Here is a 16,377-nt window from a genome sequence, read left to right as displayed (position 1 = left end):
TTCTAGGAGACTGGAATTCGCGGCTCGTCGCGCAGAAACTTGCACACCCATTTCAGCTGAGGAAGGTACTCCTCGACGTCATTGAGATAGCGTGCGGATAGATTCCGTGATTCATAGAGAGCCATCAATAGCGCCCTGCGCATGGTGATGCTGGGCTCTTCCTCAAATTTGTGGCGCAATAGCTGGGCCTCGGATACGGAGGCTGCCCGTCCGAGATATCTGCTTGCGAACTCGCGAGGAAAATCCTCTCGGTTTCTATCCTCCAGGATCAGCCAAGCAGATTCTTTCATCTGGTGATCTAGCAGATTCATGGCCAGAAAGTATCGCAGAATCCGCTGTTCTAGATATGGGTAACTCTTGCTTGCCCCCGAGCGCATGAAGTTGACTAGCTTTCTCTGCACCTCCTCCACTCGATTCGCGAAGATGGCAAGGTATGAGAACACCTCTTTGGCCACGTGGGCCAGGAACGGCAGATTATCGAGGCACCAACTAACTGCGTAGTCATCTTGCAGTTTGGCGAGTCGGTTAATGACAAAGCGGAGACTTCTTGTGTCGGATGAATCTTCCTTGATGACTTCGTCGAAGTACTGGCGTACTTCAATGTGCGCCCCGGGTATCCCTATGTCGCAAGCGGCAGACAGTGAAGCCTTGCGAACGTCGTGTATGCGCTGGAAAGCATCTTCGGGATCCAATATTCCCGTCTTTTGTGTAGACATCGAGAGTCGACGAGCCCTTAGAATGCGATTTATCTCGCTGAGTACATCGCGAAGCTCTGTCCAGTCGCGCCGAAAAATCATGATGTCGTCTGAGTATCTAAGATATTTGAATCCATTTTTCGTTAGGTATTCATCTACCGGGGCGAGGTAGAGGTTGGCGAGGATCCCGGACGCATCCGAGCCCTGAGGCAGTCCCCAAGCGTGATTGATTCGCTGGAAGCTGACCAGGAATCTGTTGAGATTCCTGGATTTGTCAGAACTCTTAGACAGGCACGCCAGATCGTCTCCAAGAATATCCACGTCGATGTGTTCATAGAAAGACGAAACGTCCAACGTTGCCATGCGAAGCCAACTGTCAGACTCGAGGGTCCGTCGTGCGTTAGTTTGCATTCGCCTCCACGGCTGGTACCAAAATCTTGGCTTTCCGGTGTTGTGGTCCCAGCGGTAGCTGTATACGTGCTTGCGGATTTGCTTGTCGATGCCTGCGGCAGCGGAGAATATCAGCGCATCGTATATTAATCGATCTCTGGCTGAGAACCGGGCCAGGGGGCGGAACGTTATGGAGTTCTTCGGGTAGTCGACGATCTCGGTATGTGTCGGAGTGCAGTCTCCGTCGCGAATGGCGCCTTCCAGGGTCTTCCTGTAACCCCGGTCCCATTGGTGTTCGATATCTGCGTAAGCCGCAACATCCGGAATTTCGGAGTATCCCTGATTGCGGACCAGTAGATCTTTGGCGGTCGACAGCGTCCTCGTCAGCATCGTCGCCTTGACTAGATCTCTCACTTATCGCCCCCCGTCAAGCTGATCCCTGATGATACGACCAGCCATGGGGTGGCTTCGGGGCCTCGCTGAGAACTGTGAGCGCGAGATATGGCAAGCCCTCTGTCCCAGAGGGTCGAGATGTGCTGCGAGGTTCTGAGCGCGGTGGCGGCAGCGGAGGCTCCGTCGTCCGAGGTCAGGCGGCTAGTGGCTGGGCCGCCTGTGGGCCGTCCGAGGGCGCTCGGCAACGACCGACAACAACGGTCAACGACCAGCCTCCAGGTCAGCGGCCGCAGGTCACACGATTGGATCTGCGACACTGGTACAGCCATGCCTAAGCCCGGAGAACTCACTTTCGTCGCCCCCCGCGGAGCCAAGAAGCCGCCGCGGCACCTTGCCGATCTCACCCCCGGTGAGCGCAAGGATGCCGTGGCCGCGGTCGGGGAGAAGCCGTTTCGTGCCAAGCAGCTCTCGCAGCACTACTTCGCGCGGTACACGCATGACCCGGAGCAGTGGACCGACATCCCTGCCGGGGCGCGTGCCAAGTTGCGGGAGGAGCTGTTTCCGGAGCTGATGACCGTCGTACGGCATCTGTCGACGGACCAGGGCACCACCCGCAAGACGCTGTGGCGGCTGTTCGACGGGACGCTCGTCGAATCGGTGCTGATGCGGTATCCGGACCGGGTGACGATGTGCATCAGCTCGCAGGCCGGGTGCGGAATGAACTGTCCCTTCTGCGCCACCGGGCAGGCGGGTCTCGACCGGAATCTGTCCACCGCCGAGATCGTGCATCAGATCGTGGACGGGATGCGGGCGCTGCGGGACGGAGAGGTCCCGGGCGGTCCGGCGAGGCTCTCCAACATCGTCTTCATGGGGATGGGGGAGCCGCTCGCCAACTACAACCGGGTGGTGGGGGCCGTCCGGCGGCTCACCGACCCCGAGCCGGACGGGCTGGGGCTCTCGCAGCGCGGGATCACCGTCTCGACCGTCGGTCTCGTCCCGGCCATCCACCGGTTCGCCGACGAGGGCTTCAAGTGCCGGCTCGCGATCTCGCTGCACGCGCCCGACGACGAGCTGCGCGACACCCTCGTCCCCGTGAACACACGGTGGAAAGTGCGCGAGGTCCTCGACGCCGGGTTCGAGTACGTCGAGAAGAGCGGACGGCGGCTGTCGATCGAGTACGCCCTCATCCGGGACATCAACGACCAGGCTTGGCGGGGGGACCGGCTGGGGCGGCTGCTCAAGGGCAAGCCGGTGCATGTGAACCTGATCCCGCTGAACCCGACTCCGGGCTCGAAGTGGACGGCCTCGCGGCCCGCGGACGAGAAGGCGTTCGTCGAGGCCATCGCCGCCCATGGTGTGCCGGTGACCATTCGGGACACCCGTGGTCAGGAGATCGACGGAGCGTGCGGTCAGCTCGCCGCGACCGAGCGGTAGTCTGATCGCCGTAAGTACATCTTCATATTCCGACAGGGGAGCGCCACAGCGCTGAGAGTGCGGCAACCGGGCCGCAGACCCTCTGAACCTCGCCCAGGTCATTCTGGGTAGGAAGTTCGGTCATCACTCAAGCTGTTGCGCCCTGCCCGGAGGCCGAAGGAGGACCTCCGGGCAGGGCCGCGTCTCTTCCTGGTCACCCAGGAGGAATCGAATCCAGTGAGCATCACCAAGAAGGCCACAGTCATCGCCGCCGGGCTCGGCCTCGTCACGCTGTCCGCGTGCGGTTCGTCCGACTCGGGCAGCGGCGACACCGGGACCAAGAGCACGACCGTGACCCTCGTCAGCCACAACTCGTGGGCCGTTTCGAAGAGTGTCCTCGCGGCGTTCGAGAAGCAGTCCGGCTACAAGGTCAAGGTCCTGGAGGACGGCGACGCCGGGCAGGCCGTCAACAAGGCCATCCTCACCAAGGACAACCCGCAGGGCGACGTCTTCTTCGGCGTCGACAACACCCTGCTCTCGCGTGCCCTCGACAACGACCTGTTCCAGTCGTACGAGCCCAAGGGCTCCGATCTGATCCTGCCCGAGTACCGGGTCGACCAGGACGAGCACCGGGTCACCCCGATCGACACCGGCGACATCTGCGTCAACTACGACAAGGCGTACTTCAGCGAGCACAAGCTGGACCCGCCCACCTCGTTCGACGATCTCGTCAAGCCCGAGTACAAGAACCTCCTCGTCACCGAGAACGCCTCCACCTCCTCGCCCGGCCTCGGCTTCCTGCTGGGCACCGCCGCCAAGTACGGCGACGACGGCTGGCAGGACTACTGGAAGAAGCTGAAGGCCAACGGCGTCAAGGTCGTCGACGGCTGGGAGCAGGCCTACAACGAGGAGTTCTCCGGCTCCGCCGGCGGCAAGAAGGCCAAGGCCGACCGGCCGCTCGTGGTGTCGTACGCCTCCTCGCCGCCCGCCGAGGTGATCTTCGCCGACCCGAAGCCGGCGACCGCGCCGACCGGCGTCGCGACCGGCACCTGCTTCCGCCAGGTCGAGTACGCCGGGCTGCTCGCGGGCGCCGAGAACACCGAGGGCGGCAAGGCGCTCCTCGACTTCATGCTCACCAAGACGTTCCAGGACGACATGCCGCTGAACATGTTCGTCTACCCGGTGAGGGAGGCGGCCCAGGTGCCGCCGGAGTTCGTGAAGTACGGGCCGCAGGCCGAGAACCCCGAGACCATGGCCCCGGCGAAGATCGCCGAGAACCGTGACGACTGGGTCAAGTCGTGGACCTCGCTCGTACTGAAGTAGCGGACCCGCGCAGGAGGGGCGCGGCGGTGCGGCTCGGCCTCATCGCCGTGCCCGTCGCGTTCTTCGCGGTCTTCTTCGCCTACCCCGTCACCGCGATCGTCGCGCGCGGCCTGAAGGTCGACGGGGCCTGGCAGTTCGGGCGCCTGTGGGACGTGCTCGGGGAGTCCGACATCCGGCACGTCCTGTGGTTCACCACCTGGCAGGCACTCGCCTCCACCGCGCTGACCCTGCTGATCGCGCTGCCGGGCGCCTACGTCTTCGCCCGCCTCGACTTCCCCGGCAAGCAGGTCCTGCGGGCCGTGGTGACCGTGCCCTTCGTGCTGCCGACGGTCGTCGTCGGTACGGCGTTCCTCGCGCTGGTCGGCCGTGGCGGGCTCCTCGACGAGTTGTGGGGCGTACGGCTCGACACCACGGTGTGGGCCATCCTGCTCGCGCATGTCTTCTTCAACTACGCCGTCGTCGTACGGACCGTGGGCGGGCTCTGGGCGCAGCTCGACCCGCGGCAGGAGGAGGCCGCGCGGATGCTCGGGGCGTCCCGCTTCCACGCCTGGCGGACGGTCACCCTCCCGGCGCTCGCGCCCGCCGTGGCCGCCGCCGCGCTCATGGTCTTCCTGTTCACCTTCACCTCCTTCGGTGTCGTCCAGATCCTCGGCGGCCCGACCTTCTCCACCCTCGAAGTGGAGATCTACCGGCAGACCTCCGAGATCTTCGACCTGTCCACGGCCGCCGTCCTGACGATCATCCAGTTCCTGGCGGTGGCCGCGATCCTCGCCGTGCACGCCTGGACGGTACGGCGGCGGGAGAGCGCCCTGCGCCTGGTGGACGCGTCGGTGACCGCTCGGCGGCCGCGCGGGGCGGGGCAGTGGGCGCTGCTGGCCGGTGTCCTGGCGGTCATCGTCGTACTCCTGCTGCTGCCGCTGGCCGTGCTGGTGCAGCGGTCGCTGGACGCCCCCGACTTCGGCTACTACCGGGCGCTGACCAGCGCCGACGGCGGGGTCTTCCTCGTCGCGCCGATCGAGGCGATCGGGAATTCGCTTCGGTACGCCGTCGTCGCCACCCTCATCGCCGTGCTGATCGGCGCACTGGCCGCCGCAGCCCTCACCCGACGGGACGCCGGCCGGTTCGTACGGGGCTTCGACGCGCTGTTGATGCTGCCGCTCGGGGTGTCCGCGGTGACGGTCGGCTTCGGGTTCCTGATCGCCCTGGACGAGCCGCCGCTGGACCTCCGCAGCACCTGGATCCTCGTGCCGCTGGCGCAGGCGCTGGTCGGGGTGCCCTTCGTGGTGCGGACCATGCTGCCCGTGCTGCGAGCCGTGGACCAACGGCTGCGCGAGGCGGCGTCCGTGCTGGGGGCCTCGCCCTGGCGGGTCTGGCGCGAGGTCGATCTGCCGATGGTGCGGCGGGCGCTGCTGATCGCGGCCGGGTTCGCCTTCGCGGTGTCGCTCGGGGAGTTCGGGGCGACCGTGTTCATCGCCCGGCCCGACAACCCGACGCTGCCGGTCGCGGTGGCGCGGCTGCTGGGGCGGGCCGGCGAGCTCAACTACGGTCAGGCGATGGCCCTTTCGACGGTTCTGATGGTGGTGTGCGCGGTGGCGCTGCTGGTGCTGGAGCGGCTTCGTACGGATCGGACGGGGGAGTTCTAGATGCTGTTGAGTCTCGCGGGTGCGACCGTACGGTTCGGCGGGCGGGCCGTGCTGGACGCCGTGGACCTCGATGTCGCCGAGCACGAGATCGTGTGTGTGCTCGGGCCGAGCGGCAGCGGCAAGTCGACGCTGCTGCGGGCCGTGGCGGGGCTCCAACCTCTCGACGGCGGGCGGGTGTCGCTCGACGGACGCGATCAGGCCGGGGTGCCCGCGCACAAGCGGGGCGTGGGGCTGATGTTCCAGGACCATCAGCTCTTCCCGCAGCGCGACGTCGGCGGCAACGTGGCCTTCGGGGCGCGGATGCACGGCGCCTCCAAGGGGGAACAGGGCGAGCGGGTGCGGGAGTTGCTCGACCTGGTCGGGCTGCCGGGAGCGGCCGGGCGTGCCGTCGCCTCCCTGTCCGGCGGGGAGCAGCAGCGGGTGGCGTTGGCGCGGGCGCTCGCCCCCCGGCCGCGGTTGCTGATGCTGGACGAGCCGCTGGGGCAGCTCGACCGCTCGCTGCGGGAGCGGCTCGTGGTCGAACTCAGGGAGCTGTTCGGGCGGTTGGGCACCACCGTGCTGGCCGTGACGCACGACCAGGGCGAGGCCTTCGCGCTCGCCGACCGGGTCGTGGTGATGCGGGACGGGCGGATCGCCCAGACCGGGACGCCGCTGGAGGTGTGGCAGCACCCGGTGGACGAGTTCGTGGCGCGCTTCCTCGGCTTCGACAACGTGGTCGAGGGCACGGTCGCCGGTGAGGCCGCGGACACGCCCTGGGGCAAGCTGCCGGTCGGCGAGGGCGCCGCCCAGGGACCGGGGACGCTGCTCGTACGGCCGGCCGGCGTGCGACTCGTCGCGCCCGACGCCGGGCTGCGCTGCACGGTCGCGGCGCGGACGTTCCGGGGGACCCATGTCGCGGTGCACCTTCAGCCGGAGGACGCGCCGCGCCTGGAGGCGGCCTGTGCGCTACGGGACGCGCCGGAGGTCGGGGACGCCGTCGCAGTGGTGTTCACCGCGGCCGAAATTGTCGTGCTGGGCTGAGCGACCGCCTCTAGGGTGCTACGTATGACCACCCTGCTTACGCATGATCGCTACTGCGACGAAATCGCCCACCAGATACGGCAGCTCAGGGCCGTGGTGACCTCCGGCGCGGACCTCGCGACCACCGTGCCGACCTGCCCGGACTGGTCGCTGGAGCAGCTCGTCCGGCACATGGGCGAAGCCCTGCGCTGGGTGGAGCTGATGGTGCGGACGCGGGCGGAGGAGGAGATCCCGGAGGAGAAGGTGCCGGGGGCCGCCGGCCCCGAGGGCGAGGGCGACGCCGCCGCCCTGGACGCCTGGCTCGCGGAGACCGGCGAGATGGTCGTCGCCACGCTGCGGGAGGCCGGGCCGGACACCAAGGTGTGGGGGTGGGCCGGGATTCTCAACGCCGGGTTCTGGGCCCGCCGTATGACGCACGAGATCACGATCCACCGGGCGGACGCCACCCTCGCCGCCGGACTGCCGTACGAGGTGGCGCCGGACGTGGCCGCCGACGCGATCGACGAGTGGCTGCAGATCGTCGAGTGGGCGCAGCGGACGCTGCCGGACGACCCGGCGAAGGAGCTGCGCAGGCCGGGGAGCAGCATCCATCTGCATGCCACGGACGGTACGCCCGACGTCAACGCGGAGTGGGTCATCGACCTCTCCGAGGACTTCGTCGCCTGGCGGCGCGGCCACGAGAAGGCCACCGTCGCCCTGCGCGGGCCGCTCACCGCCGTGCTGCTCGCCTTCTACCGCCGACAGCCGCTGGACAGCGCCGAGTTGGAGGTCCTCGGCGATCGGGAGCTGCTGGAGTTCTGGCTGGAGCGGGCGACGTTCGGCTGACAGGCGTGTGGCCCGCCCCCGAATTCGCCGGGAAGGGGGCGGGCCACACGGTGGTGTTGCTCTACGGGTGCGTCAGCGGTCGCTGTTCGCCCCACGACGGCGCAGGCCGAAGAAGACGGCACCGCCACCGATCGCCACGAGCGCGACCGCGATGCCGGCGATCAGGCCGGTGTTGGAGCCGGCGCCGGTCTCGGCGAGGTTGGAGTCACCCGCATCCGCCGGGGCCGGAGCGTTGCTCTCGGTGTCCGCGGGCGGCGTGCTCGCGCCCTCCGACGGCGTCGGGGACGGGCTGTCGGTCTCCTCGGCCGGGGTCGAGGCGGAGTCCGACGGGGTCGGGGTCGGCTCGTCCGACGGGGCCGGCGGCTTCTCCTCGTCCTTCTTGCAGGCCGTGGACGGCGTCGTCAGGTTCGGCTTGATGTCCTCGTCGACATAGCCCTCGGCCTTGACGTGGACGCGGTACTCCGCGTCCGGCTTCCAGTTCTCGGCGAAGGTGATGGTGACACCCTCGCGCGAGCCCTTGACCACCTGCTCGCCGACCTTCTTCAGGTCGGCGCCGTTGTTCTGCAGGAACACCGTGACGGTCGCCGGGACACCGCTGGGGTCCACGTCGGTGACGGTGATGATGCCCTTGTCGCCGTCGCACTTGGCTTCGGCGGAGAATTCACTGATGTCGCAGGCGAGTGCGGTGCCCGACACGGAGAGCGCGAGCGCGGCGGCCGCGGAGGCGACGCCCAGAGCGCGCACGGAACGTGCGACGGTACGGCGGTTTATGGACACGTTTGTCCTTACGGGAGTTGCATCACTGAGGGGGGTTCGGAGGAGCCGGTGATGCGGCATCACCGACCCCAGGAGTCTCACAGGTTTATAAGCGTGGCATAAGCAGTGTCAACGCATATGCAGCCTACAGGCGTTGGCTTTGCCCTCTTATTAACTGCCGAGACGTTTCAACGCCTCTGGCGCCTCCTCGATCCGGTCCACGAGGGCGATCCGCGCCCGCATCGGCCGCTCCCGGGCGAGGGACTCGAGCAGCGGCCAGGCCGGCAGTTTCCCGGTCCAGTGCGCGCGGTCGACCAGGACCATGGGGGTGGGCTCACCGCGCGACTCGTAGTAGTTCGGCGTCGCGTTGTCGAAGATCTCCTGTACGGTCCCGGCGGCGCCCGGCAGGAAGACGACGCCCGCGTTGGAACGGGCCAACAGGCCGTCCTCACGCGTGGCGTTGGCGAAGTACTTGGCGATGTGCGAGGCGAACGGGTTCGGCGGCTCGTGGCCGTAGAACCAGGTCGGGATGCCGACGGAGCGGCCGCCCTTGGGCCAGCGGGCGCGCACCTCGAAGGCGGCCGCCGCCCAGTCGGTGATCGAGGGCGTGAAGCCGGGGGCCTTGGCGAGGAGCCGGAGGGCGTCGGTCAGCATCTCGTCATCGTGCGGGGCCGCGTACGCGCCGAGGTTGGCCGCCTCCATCGCGCCCGGTCCGCCGCCGGTGGCGACCGTGAGTCCGGCGCGGGCCAGCTCCCGGCCGAGCCGCGCGGCACCCTCGTACGCGGGTGTGCCGCGGCGCATCGCGTGGCCGCCCATGACGCCCACCACCCGGGCGCCGGACAGGAGTTCGTCGAGCGCGTCCGAGACGGAGTCGTCGTGGATCGCGCGCAGCATGGAGGCGTACACGTCGCGGTCCGCCTTGGTCCGCTGGAACCAGGCGTACGCGCGGGCGTCGGGGGTGTTCTCGTAGCCGTCGGCCAGCGAGGCGAACAGCTCGTCGGGGGAGTAGACCAGGCCCCGGTACGGGTCGAAGGGCAGGTCGGGGACGGGCGGGAAGACCAGGGCACCGTCGGTGCGGATCTTCGCCGCCGCCTCCTCGCGCATCGGGCAGCCGAGGAAGACGGCGCCCGCCGCGGAGGTGGTGAGCAGTTCGCGGGTACGGTCCGTCAGGTCGACTGCCTGAACACGGAATCCGGCGAGGGCGCCGCGCGCCGAGACGGTCGCGTCGAACTCCTCCAGCGTCTCTATCTCTCGGTCGTCGTGGTGGGCCGCATGGGCGGGCATCGTCTGCACCCGCCCATGCTAGGCACCGTGCCCCGTGCGGCCGTCCTCAGCCCTCGACGGCTGCCGGGTCCATCCACACGACCTCCCAGGTGTGGCCGTCGAGGTCGTCGAAGGCGCGGCCGTACATGAAGCCCATGTCCTGGATCTTCTCCGACGCGGTGCCGCCGGCGGCGACGGCCTTGTCGACCAGCTCGTCCACCTTCGCGCGGCTCTCGGCGCTCAGACAGACCAGCACCTCGCTGGTCTTCGTGGCGTCCGCGATCTCCTTGTCGGTGAAGGTCGCGTAGAACGGCTTGGTGAGCAGCATCGCCACGATGGTGTCGCTGATCACCACGGAGGCCGCGTTCTCGTCGCTGAACTGGGGGTTGATCGAGTAGCCCAGCTCCGTGAAGAACTTCTTCGAGGCGTCGAGGTCGTTCACGGGCAGGTTGACGAAGATCATCTGCTGGTAGGCGGGGGCGGTCATCGTGGTCTCTCCCATCGGGTGGTTGCTGTTCGGTGGGGTAGACCGGGGGTCCGGTCGGAACTCATCGCCGGGCGGAGGTTTTTTTTCGTACGGGTCGGCTCAGCGTGCCAGGGGCAGGGCGGCCAGCTCGGCCACGATCAGGGTCAGCGGGCAGAACACGGCCAGCAGGGCGCCGACGCGCAGGGCCGCCGCGGTGCGCAGCATCGACGTGGGGGCGCCGAGGCGGAGCAGCGCGGCGGTGGTGTCGGCGCGGGTCTGCTTGGCCTCCAGCGCGGCCATGAGCAGGGTGGCCACGGCGCAGCCGGTGATCACGGTGGTGCCGAGGGTGGAGAGGGGACCGACGGCGGCGGTGGTCGCGGAGTCGGAGAGGGGGGCGATGGCGTACACGGCGGAGGCGACCGCGCAGACGACCCCGAGGGGGCGGCCGATGCGGGTGGCTTCGGCCATGAGGCCGCGGCCCGCGAGGAGGCGGAGCGGGCCCGGGCGCACGGACTGCAGGAGGCGGCCGCAGAGGTGGGTGAGCCCGGGGGCCGCCAGGGCGAGGCCGAGAGCCGTGAGGATCCAGCCGACCAGGACTCCTGTGGGGCCGGTCGGGAGGGCGGTGGGGAGCGTGAGGGTGGTGTCGGGGGTCGGGCGGTTGGCGTAGGTCTCCATGGCCAGGCCGGCGGTGAGGATGGTGATGCCCCAGGGGAGGCCTTTGGGGGCCGGGCGGGGGGTGAGGAGGGCGTCCGGGGTTTGGGGGGTGCCCTCGGCTGGGGGCGGGGGGTTGGTTGCGCGGCCCGGCGTCGGCGGGGTGCCGCCTTTCTGTGGGGCGGGCGCCGCCCCAGCGGCACGGCTGCCCGCAGGCTGGGTGGGCCGGGTGTCTGCGGGCTGGGTGGGCGGGCTTCCTGCGGGCTGGGTGGGCTGGAGGCGCGCGGGCTGGGTGGGTCGGCTGCCCGCAGGCTGAGTCGGTCGGCTGTCTGCGGGCCGCGTGGGCTGGCTGTCTGTGGGCTGCGGGGTTTGTGTGGCCCGAGCCGTACCGTCGATCGGCCCCGCGGTTCCGCGTTCGCCGCGTCGTACTTGGGCACCGAACCGGCCGTGAGCGCCGTACGGCCTCCCCGCCGCCTTTCCTCCGAAGACCACGAGCTCCTTCGGCCGCAGGGCCCACGCCACCGTCGCCGACGCCAGTGCCGGGGGCAGGGTCAGCAGGGTCAGGGTGGCCGGCAGCGGCAGGGGGCGGTCCGCCGCGAGGAACTGTGAGGCCGCTCCGTCGAAGGGCATGCCCGTCAGGTCGCCTCGGAGGTGGAGGAAGACGAGCAGGGCCAGCATCGAGCCCAGGGTGCAGGACAGGGCCGTGGTGGTGGCCGAGACGAGCATCAGGCGGCCCGGACCGAGGCCGATCGCCGCGAGGCCGGGGCGGGGCTTGGTGCCGGGGTCGGTGCGGGCCACCGCCACCGCGAGGTGGATCGTCGCGGCCAGCGGCGGTGCGCACCAGGCGAGGCGCAGCGTCGACGCGGCGGGGGAGTCCGGGTGGGACAGGGCGTAGCCCAGGGCGGACAGCAGCAGGAAGCCGGTGCCCGCCGACCCCGCCGAGACGAGCAGGCGGCGCAGTTGTACGGCGGGCTGCGCGCCGCGGGTCAGACGGAGAGCGAGCACGCGGCCCGGCCTTCCGCCTCGGGGACGGGGGGCAGGTGCACCGTGTTCACCCGCCGTCCGTCGAGGAGGGCGACGGTGCGGTCGGCGAGGGCTGCCGTGTCCGCGTCATGGCTGGCCAGCACGACCGTGATGCCGTGCGAGCGGGCCGCGGTGGTCAGGGTGCGCAGGACCTGTGTGCGGTCGGAGCGGTGCAGCGGAGCCGTCGGCTCGTCGGCGAACAGGACCATCGGCGAGGGGGCCAGCGCACGGGCGATGCACACGCGCTGGCGTTCGGTCTGGACGAGTTGGTGCGGGCGCTTGCGGGCCGCCTCACCGACGTCCAGGCGCTCCAGCCATTCCAGCGCGGCCGTCTTGGCCCGGCGGCGGCTGGTGCCGCGCAGCATCAGGGGGAGGGCGGTGTTCTCCCAGACGTTCAGCTCGGGCACGAGCGACGGGGTGGGGTCGACCCAGGCGAAGCGGTCGCGGCGGAGCCGTTCGCGGGCCACGGGACCCATCGTGTGCACCGGCACGCTGTTGAACCAGACCTCGCCGCCCCGCGCCTGGGACAGCCCGGACAGACAGCGCAGGAGAGCGGTCTTGCCGCTGCCGCGCGGACCGATGACGGCGAGGACCTCGCCCTCCTGCACACCGAGCGAGACCCCGCTGAGCGCGGGCGAGCCGTCGTGGTGCGAGAAGTGCAGGGCGCGTGCCCAGAGCACGTCGTTGTCCGGCGGGGCCACCATGGGCGTACACCTCGGTTCTGATCGTCATTTCTTCTTGCCAATCCCCCTTGCGGGGGAACGAAGGCAGGACCGATCGGTTACAGGGCACGCTAAGGAGCCGGGGGCGGATCCCCGGACAGCACGCGGCCCGGGCGCACCGTTCTCACTCGTACGGGTGCACCCGGGCCGGGCGGCTGGTCCGAACGGGTAGCCGATTCGGACCGCGGAGGCTAGAGCTTCGTCCACGCCTCCGACAGCGTCTCGCGCAGGATCTGCTCGATCTCGTCGAACGTCTCCTGGTTGGAGATCAGCGGCGGGGCGAGCTGGACGACCGGGTCACCACGGTCGTCCGCACGGCAGTACAGGCCGTTCTCGAAGAGCTTCTTGGACAGGAAGCCGTACAGGACGCGCTCGGTCTCCTCGGCGTTGAACGACTCCTTGGTCGCCTTGTCCTTGACCAGCTCGATGCCGTAGAAGAAGCCGTTGCCGCGGACGTCGCCGACGATCGGAAGGTCGTACAGCTTCTCCAGCGTCGCGCGGAAGGCGGCCTCGTTGTCGAGGACGTGCTGGTTGAGGCCCTCGCGCTCGAACAGGTCGAGGTTGGCGACGCCGACGGCCGCGGAGACCGGGTGGCCGCCGAAGGTGTAGCCGTGCAGGAAGGTGTTGTCGCCCTTGTAGAAGGGCTCGGCCAGCCGGTCGGAGATGATGCAGGCGCCGATGGGGGAGTAGCCCGAGGTCATGCCCTTGGCGCAGGTGATCATGTCCGGGACGTAGCCGAACTTGTCGCAGGCGAACATCGTGCCCAGGCGGCCGAAGGCGCAGATGACCTCGTCGGAGACCAGCAGCACGTCGTACTGGTCGCAGATCTCCCGGACCCGCTGGAAGTAGCCGGGCGGGGGCGGGAAGCAGCCGCCCGCGTTCTGCACCGGCTCCAGGAAGACCGCGGCGACCGTGTCCGGGCCCTCGAAGAGGATCTGCTGCTCGATCTGGTCGGCGGCCCAGCGGCCGAAGGCCTCCGGGTCGTCGCCGAAGATCGGGGCGCGGTAGATGTTGGTGTTGGGGACCTTGTGCGCGCCGGGGACCAGCGGCTCGAAGGGGGCCTTGAGGCCGGGCAGACCCGTGATCGACAGGGCGCCCTGCGGGGTGCCGTGGTACGCGACGGCGCGCGAGATGACCTTGTGCTTGGTGGGCTTGCCGACCAGCTTGAAGTACTGCTTGGCGAGCTTCCAGGCGGTCTCCACCGCCTCACCGCCGCCAGTGGTGAAGAAGACCTTGTTCAGGTCGCCCGGCGCGTGGCCGGCGAGGCGCTCCGCGAGCTCCACGGCCTTCGGGTGGGCGTAGGACCAGATCGGGAAGAACGCCAGCTCCTGCGCCTGCTTGAAGGCGGTCTCGGCCAGCTCGACGCGTCCGTGCCCGGCCTGGACCACGAACAGGCCGGCCAGACCGTCGAGGTAGCGCCTGCCCTTGTCGTCGTAGATGTACGTGCCCTCGCCCCGGACGATGGTGGGGACGGGGGACTTCTCGTACGAGGACATGCGCGTGAAGTGCATCCACAAGTGGTCGTACGCGGTCCTGCCGAGGTCCTGAGGGGTGTTGGTGCTCACGGTTATCGGGTCCTCACGGTTATCGGGTTCCCCACATGTAGGTCTGCTTCTTGAGCTTGAGGTAGACGAAGCTCTCCGTGGAGCGCACTCCCGGCACGGCCCGGATGCGCCGGTTGATGACCTCCAGGAGGTGGTCGTCGTCCTCGCAGACGATCTCCACCATCAGGTCGAAGGACCCCGCGGTCATCACCACGTACTCGCACTCGGACATGGCGCTCAGCGCGTCGGCGACGGACTCCACGTCGCCCTCGACGTTCACGCCGACCATCGCCTGCCGGCGGAAGCCCACGGTGAGCGGGTCCGTGACGGCGACGATCTGCATCACGCCCTGGTCGAGCAGCTTCTGGACGCGCTGGCGCACGGCCGCCTCGGACAGGCCCACGGCCTTTCCGATCGCGGCGTACGGCCGGCGGCCGTCCTCCTGAAGTTGTTCGATGATGGCTAGGGAGACGGCGTCCAGCTGGGGACCGCCGTTCCTGGACTCGCGGGAGTCCCTGTGCTCTGCGCTTCGACTGGCCACGACGTCACTGTGCACGACGTCTCGACAGTTCCGCAAGGCCAGGGCGATGAAATTCGTTGTTTCCGTAACCCAAGCCTGCGGATTTCGCAGATGTGGTGCCAGTGGGGGTGTTGAAAACGTGGGCGGGCCGATTAGGGTGGGTGTCTCAGAAAGTGGACAGCCAGAAGCAGTGAAGATCTGACAGGAGGCCGGCAGTGAGCACCGAGCTGCGTCGTCTGCGCAACTACATCGACGGTGAGTTCCGGGACGCCGCCGACGGACGGACCACCGAGGTGGTCAACCCCGCGACGGGCGAGGCGTATGCGACAGCGCCGCTGTCGGGACAGGCGGACGTCGACGCCGCGATGGAGGCCGCCGCCCGGGCCTTCCCCGCCTGGCGTGATGCGACCCCCGCCGAGCGGCAGAAGGCCCTGCTGAAGATCGCGGACGCGTTCGAGGAGCGGGCCGAGGAGCTCATCGCGGCGGAGGTGGAGAACACGGGCAAGCCGATCGGGCTGACCCGCTCCGAGGAGATCCCGCCGATGGTCGACCAGATCCGCTTCTTCGCGGGCGCGGCGCGGATGCTCGAGGGCCGCTCGGCCGGTGAGTACATGGAGGGCCTGACCTCCATCGTGCGCCGTGAGCCGGTCGGCGTCTGCGCGCAGGTCGCGCCCTGGAACTACCCGATGATGATGGCCGTGTGGAAGTTCGCGCCGGCCCTCGCGGCGGGCAACACGGTCGTACTGAAGCCGTCCGACACGACGCCCGCGTCGACCGTCCTGATGGCCGAGATCATCGGCTCGGTCGTGCCCAAGGGTGTCTTCAACGTCATCACCGGCGACCGGGACACCGGCCGGATGATGGTCGAGCACCCGACCCCGGCGATGGCCTCCATCACCGGCTCCGTGCGGGCCGGCATGCAGGTCGCCGAGACCGCGTCCAAGGACCTCAAGCGGGTCCACCTGGAGCTGGGCGGCAAGGCTCCGGTCGTCGTCTTCGAGGACACCGACATCGCCAAGGCCGTCGAGGACATCTCCGTGGCCGGCTTCTTCAACGCCGGGCAGGACTGCACGGCCGCCTGCCGTGTCCTCGTCCACGAGGCCATCCACGACGAGTTCGTCGCCGCGCTCGCCAAGGCGGCCGCCGACACCAAGACCGGGCAGCCGGACGACGAGGACGTCCTCTTCGGTCCGCTCAACAACCCCAACCAGCTCAAGCAGGTCGAGGGCTTCATCGAGCGGCTGCCGGCGCACGCGCGCGTGGAGGCCGGCGGCAAGCGGGTCGGCGACAAGGGCTACTTCTTCGCACCGACCGTCGTCTCGGGCCTGAAGCAGGACGACGAGATCATCCAGAAGGAGGTCTTCGGTCCGGTCATCACCGTGCAGTCCTTCTCGGACGAGGAGCAGGCCGTCGAGTGGGCGAACGGCGTCGAGTACGCGCTCGCCTCCTCGGTGTGGACGAAGGACCACGGGCGTGCGATGCGGATGTCGAAGGCGCTGGACTTCGGGTGCGTGTGGATCAACACGCACATTCCGCTGGTCGCGGAGATGCCGCACGGCGGGTTCAAGAAGTCCGGGTACGGCAAGGACCTCTCGGCGTACGGCTTCGACGACTACACGCGCATCAAGCACGTGATGACGTCGCTGGACGCGTAAGACGTCGGATTCCGGCTGCGGGCGCGCGGGGGCTGGTCGCGCCTACGCACCCGCAGCCTGTGTGCCGCCCGGGAC

The 16,377-nt window shown here is 68.8% G+C and carries 14 protein-coding genes; 6 read left to right on the top strand and 8 right to left on the bottom strand.

The features are described from left to right. Nucleotides 1-2: 2 nt before the first annotated feature. Nucleotides 3-1,475: an RNA-directed DNA polymerase gene (locus tag IM697_RS35070; RefSeq protein ID WP_194040110.1), complete on the bottom strand. Its 1,473-nt coding sequence runs from the start codon at nucleotides 1,473-1,475 to the stop codon at nucleotides 3-5. Nucleotides 1,476-1,805: 330 nt separating this feature from the next. On the opposite strand from IM697_RS35070, the gene rlmN reads away from it, so the two are divergent. The 5 genes from rlmN to IM697_RS35045 all read left to right on the top strand — a co-directional run bounded on the left by rlmN (nucleotide 1,806) and on the right by IM697_RS35045 (nucleotide 7,702). Further along, entirely contained in the window at nucleotides 1,806-2,912 is a 1,107-nt protein-coding gene (gene rlmN / locus IM697_RS35065; RefSeq protein WP_194040109.1) for a dual-specificity RNA methyltransferase RlmN, read from the top strand. 216 nt (nucleotides 2,913-3,128) lie between these two features. After that, entirely contained in the window at nucleotides 3,129-4,214 is a 1,086-nt protein-coding gene (locus IM697_RS35060; RefSeq protein WP_194040108.1) for a thiamine ABC transporter substrate-binding protein, read from the top strand. Next, on the top strand, nucleotides 4,190-5,857 hold the full coding sequence (locus tag IM697_RS35055; protein WP_194040107.1) for an ABC transporter permease: 1,668 nt from the start codon (nucleotides 4,190-4,192) through the stop codon (nucleotides 5,855-5,857). The genes IM697_RS35060 and IM697_RS35055 overlap by 25 nt, the downstream gene beginning before the upstream one ends. Next, entirely contained in the window at nucleotides 5,858-6,877 is a 1,020-nt protein-coding gene (locus tag IM697_RS35050) for an ABC transporter ATP-binding protein (protein WP_194040106.1), read from the top strand. Between the two features lie 24 nt (nucleotides 6,878-6,901). Then, the gene (locus tag IM697_RS35045; RefSeq protein WP_194040105.1) at nucleotides 6,902-7,702 is read left to right on the top strand and encodes a maleylpyruvate isomerase family mycothiol-dependent enzyme; all 801 of its coding nucleotides are present in this window, start codon (nucleotides 6,902-6,904) and stop codon (nucleotides 7,700-7,702) included. A 72-nt stretch (nucleotides 7,703-7,774) separates the two neighbouring features. Here IM697_RS35045 and IM697_RS35040 read toward each other — a convergent pair whose 3' ends face one another. The 7 genes from IM697_RS35040 to IM697_RS35010 form a co-directional block, all read right to left on the bottom strand. Further along, nucleotides 7,775-8,446 (bottom strand): LAETG motif-containing sortase-dependent surface protein, encoded by a 672-nt coding sequence (locus IM697_RS35040; RefSeq protein WP_228044299.1) that lies wholly within the window; start codon nucleotides 8,444-8,446, stop codon nucleotides 7,775-7,777. A 183-nt stretch (nucleotides 8,447-8,629) separates the two neighbouring features. Beyond that, complete coding sequence (locus IM697_RS35035) at nucleotides 8,630-9,751, bottom strand: LOG family protein (RefSeq protein WP_194040103.1); 1,122 nt, start codon at nucleotides 9,749-9,751, stop codon at nucleotides 8,630-8,632. Between the two features lie 37 nt (nucleotides 9,752-9,788). Next, nucleotides 9,789-10,208, bottom strand: a complete 420-nt coding sequence (locus IM697_RS35030) for a VOC family protein (RefSeq protein WP_194050010.1) — start codon at nucleotides 10,206-10,208, stop codon at nucleotides 9,789-9,791. A 99-nt stretch (nucleotides 10,209-10,307) separates the two neighbouring features. Further along, on the bottom strand, nucleotides 10,308-11,843 hold the full coding sequence (locus IM697_RS35025) for a hypothetical protein (RefSeq protein ID WP_194040102.1): 1,536 nt from the start codon (nucleotides 11,841-11,843) through the stop codon (nucleotides 10,308-10,310). Continuing rightward, the gene (locus IM697_RS35020; RefSeq protein WP_194040101.1) at nucleotides 11,825-12,565 is read right to left on the bottom strand and encodes an ABC transporter ATP-binding protein; all 741 of its coding nucleotides are present in this window, start codon (nucleotides 12,563-12,565) and stop codon (nucleotides 11,825-11,827) included. Before IM697_RS35020 ends, IM697_RS35025 begins: the two co-directional genes overlap by 19 nt. A 209-nt stretch (nucleotides 12,566-12,774) precedes the next feature. Beyond that, nucleotides 12,775-14,094, bottom strand: a complete 1,320-nt coding sequence (locus IM697_RS35015) for an aspartate aminotransferase family protein (RefSeq protein ID WP_407699664.1) — start codon at nucleotides 14,092-14,094, stop codon at nucleotides 12,775-12,777. 73 nt (nucleotides 14,095-14,167) lie between these two features. Next, entirely contained in the window at nucleotides 14,168-14,683 is a 516-nt protein-coding gene (locus tag IM697_RS35010; protein ID WP_194040099.1) for an Lrp/AsnC family transcriptional regulator, read from the bottom strand. 179 nt (nucleotides 14,684-14,862) lie between these two features. On the opposite strand from IM697_RS35010, the gene IM697_RS35005 reads away from it, so the two are divergent. Next, nucleotides 14,863-16,302 carry a gamma-aminobutyraldehyde dehydrogenase gene (locus IM697_RS35005; RefSeq protein WP_194040098.1) on the top strand — a complete coding sequence of 480 codons (1,440 nt, stop codon included), beginning with the start codon at nucleotides 14,863-14,865 and terminating at the stop codon, nucleotides 16,300-16,302. Nucleotides 16,303-16,377 lie beyond the last annotated feature (75 nt).

The organism is Streptomyces ferrugineus (assembly GCF_015160855.1).
GTDB lineage: Bacteria > Actinomycetota > Actinomycetes > Streptomycetales > Streptomycetaceae > Streptomyces > Streptomyces ferrugineus.
This window is presented reverse-complemented; position numbering and strand designations above follow the sequence as displayed.

What these genes read in the sequence shown, in the direction of transcription:
- IM697_RS35070 (WP_194040110.1), bottom strand. Translation starts at nt 1,475, where the DNA reads ATGCTGACGAGGACGCTGTCGACCGCCAAAGATCTACTGGTCCGCAAT.
- rlmN (WP_194040109.1), top strand. Translation starts at nt 1,806, where the DNA reads ATGCCTAAGCCCGGAGAACTCACTTTCGTCGCCCCCCGCGGAGCCAAG.
- IM697_RS35050 (WP_194040106.1), top strand. Translation starts at nt 5,858, where the DNA reads ATGCTGTTGAGTCTCGCGGGTGCGACCGTACGGTTCGGCGGGCGGGCC.
- IM697_RS35045 (WP_194040105.1), top strand. Translation starts at nt 6,902, where the DNA reads ATGACCACCCTGCTTACGCATGATCGCTACTGCGACGAAATCGCCCAC.
- IM697_RS35030 (WP_194050010.1), bottom strand. Translation starts at nt 10,208, where the DNA reads ATGACCGCCCCCGCCTACCAGCAGATGATCTTCGTCAACCTGCCCGTG.
- IM697_RS35020 (WP_194040101.1), bottom strand. Translation starts at nt 12,565, where the DNA reads ATGGTGGCCCCGCCGGACAACGACGTGCTCTGGGCACGCGCCCTGCAC.
- IM697_RS35015 (WP_407699664.1), bottom strand. Translation starts at nt 14,094, where the DNA reads ATGCACTTCACGCGCATGTCCTCGTACGAGAAGTCCCCCGTCCCCACC.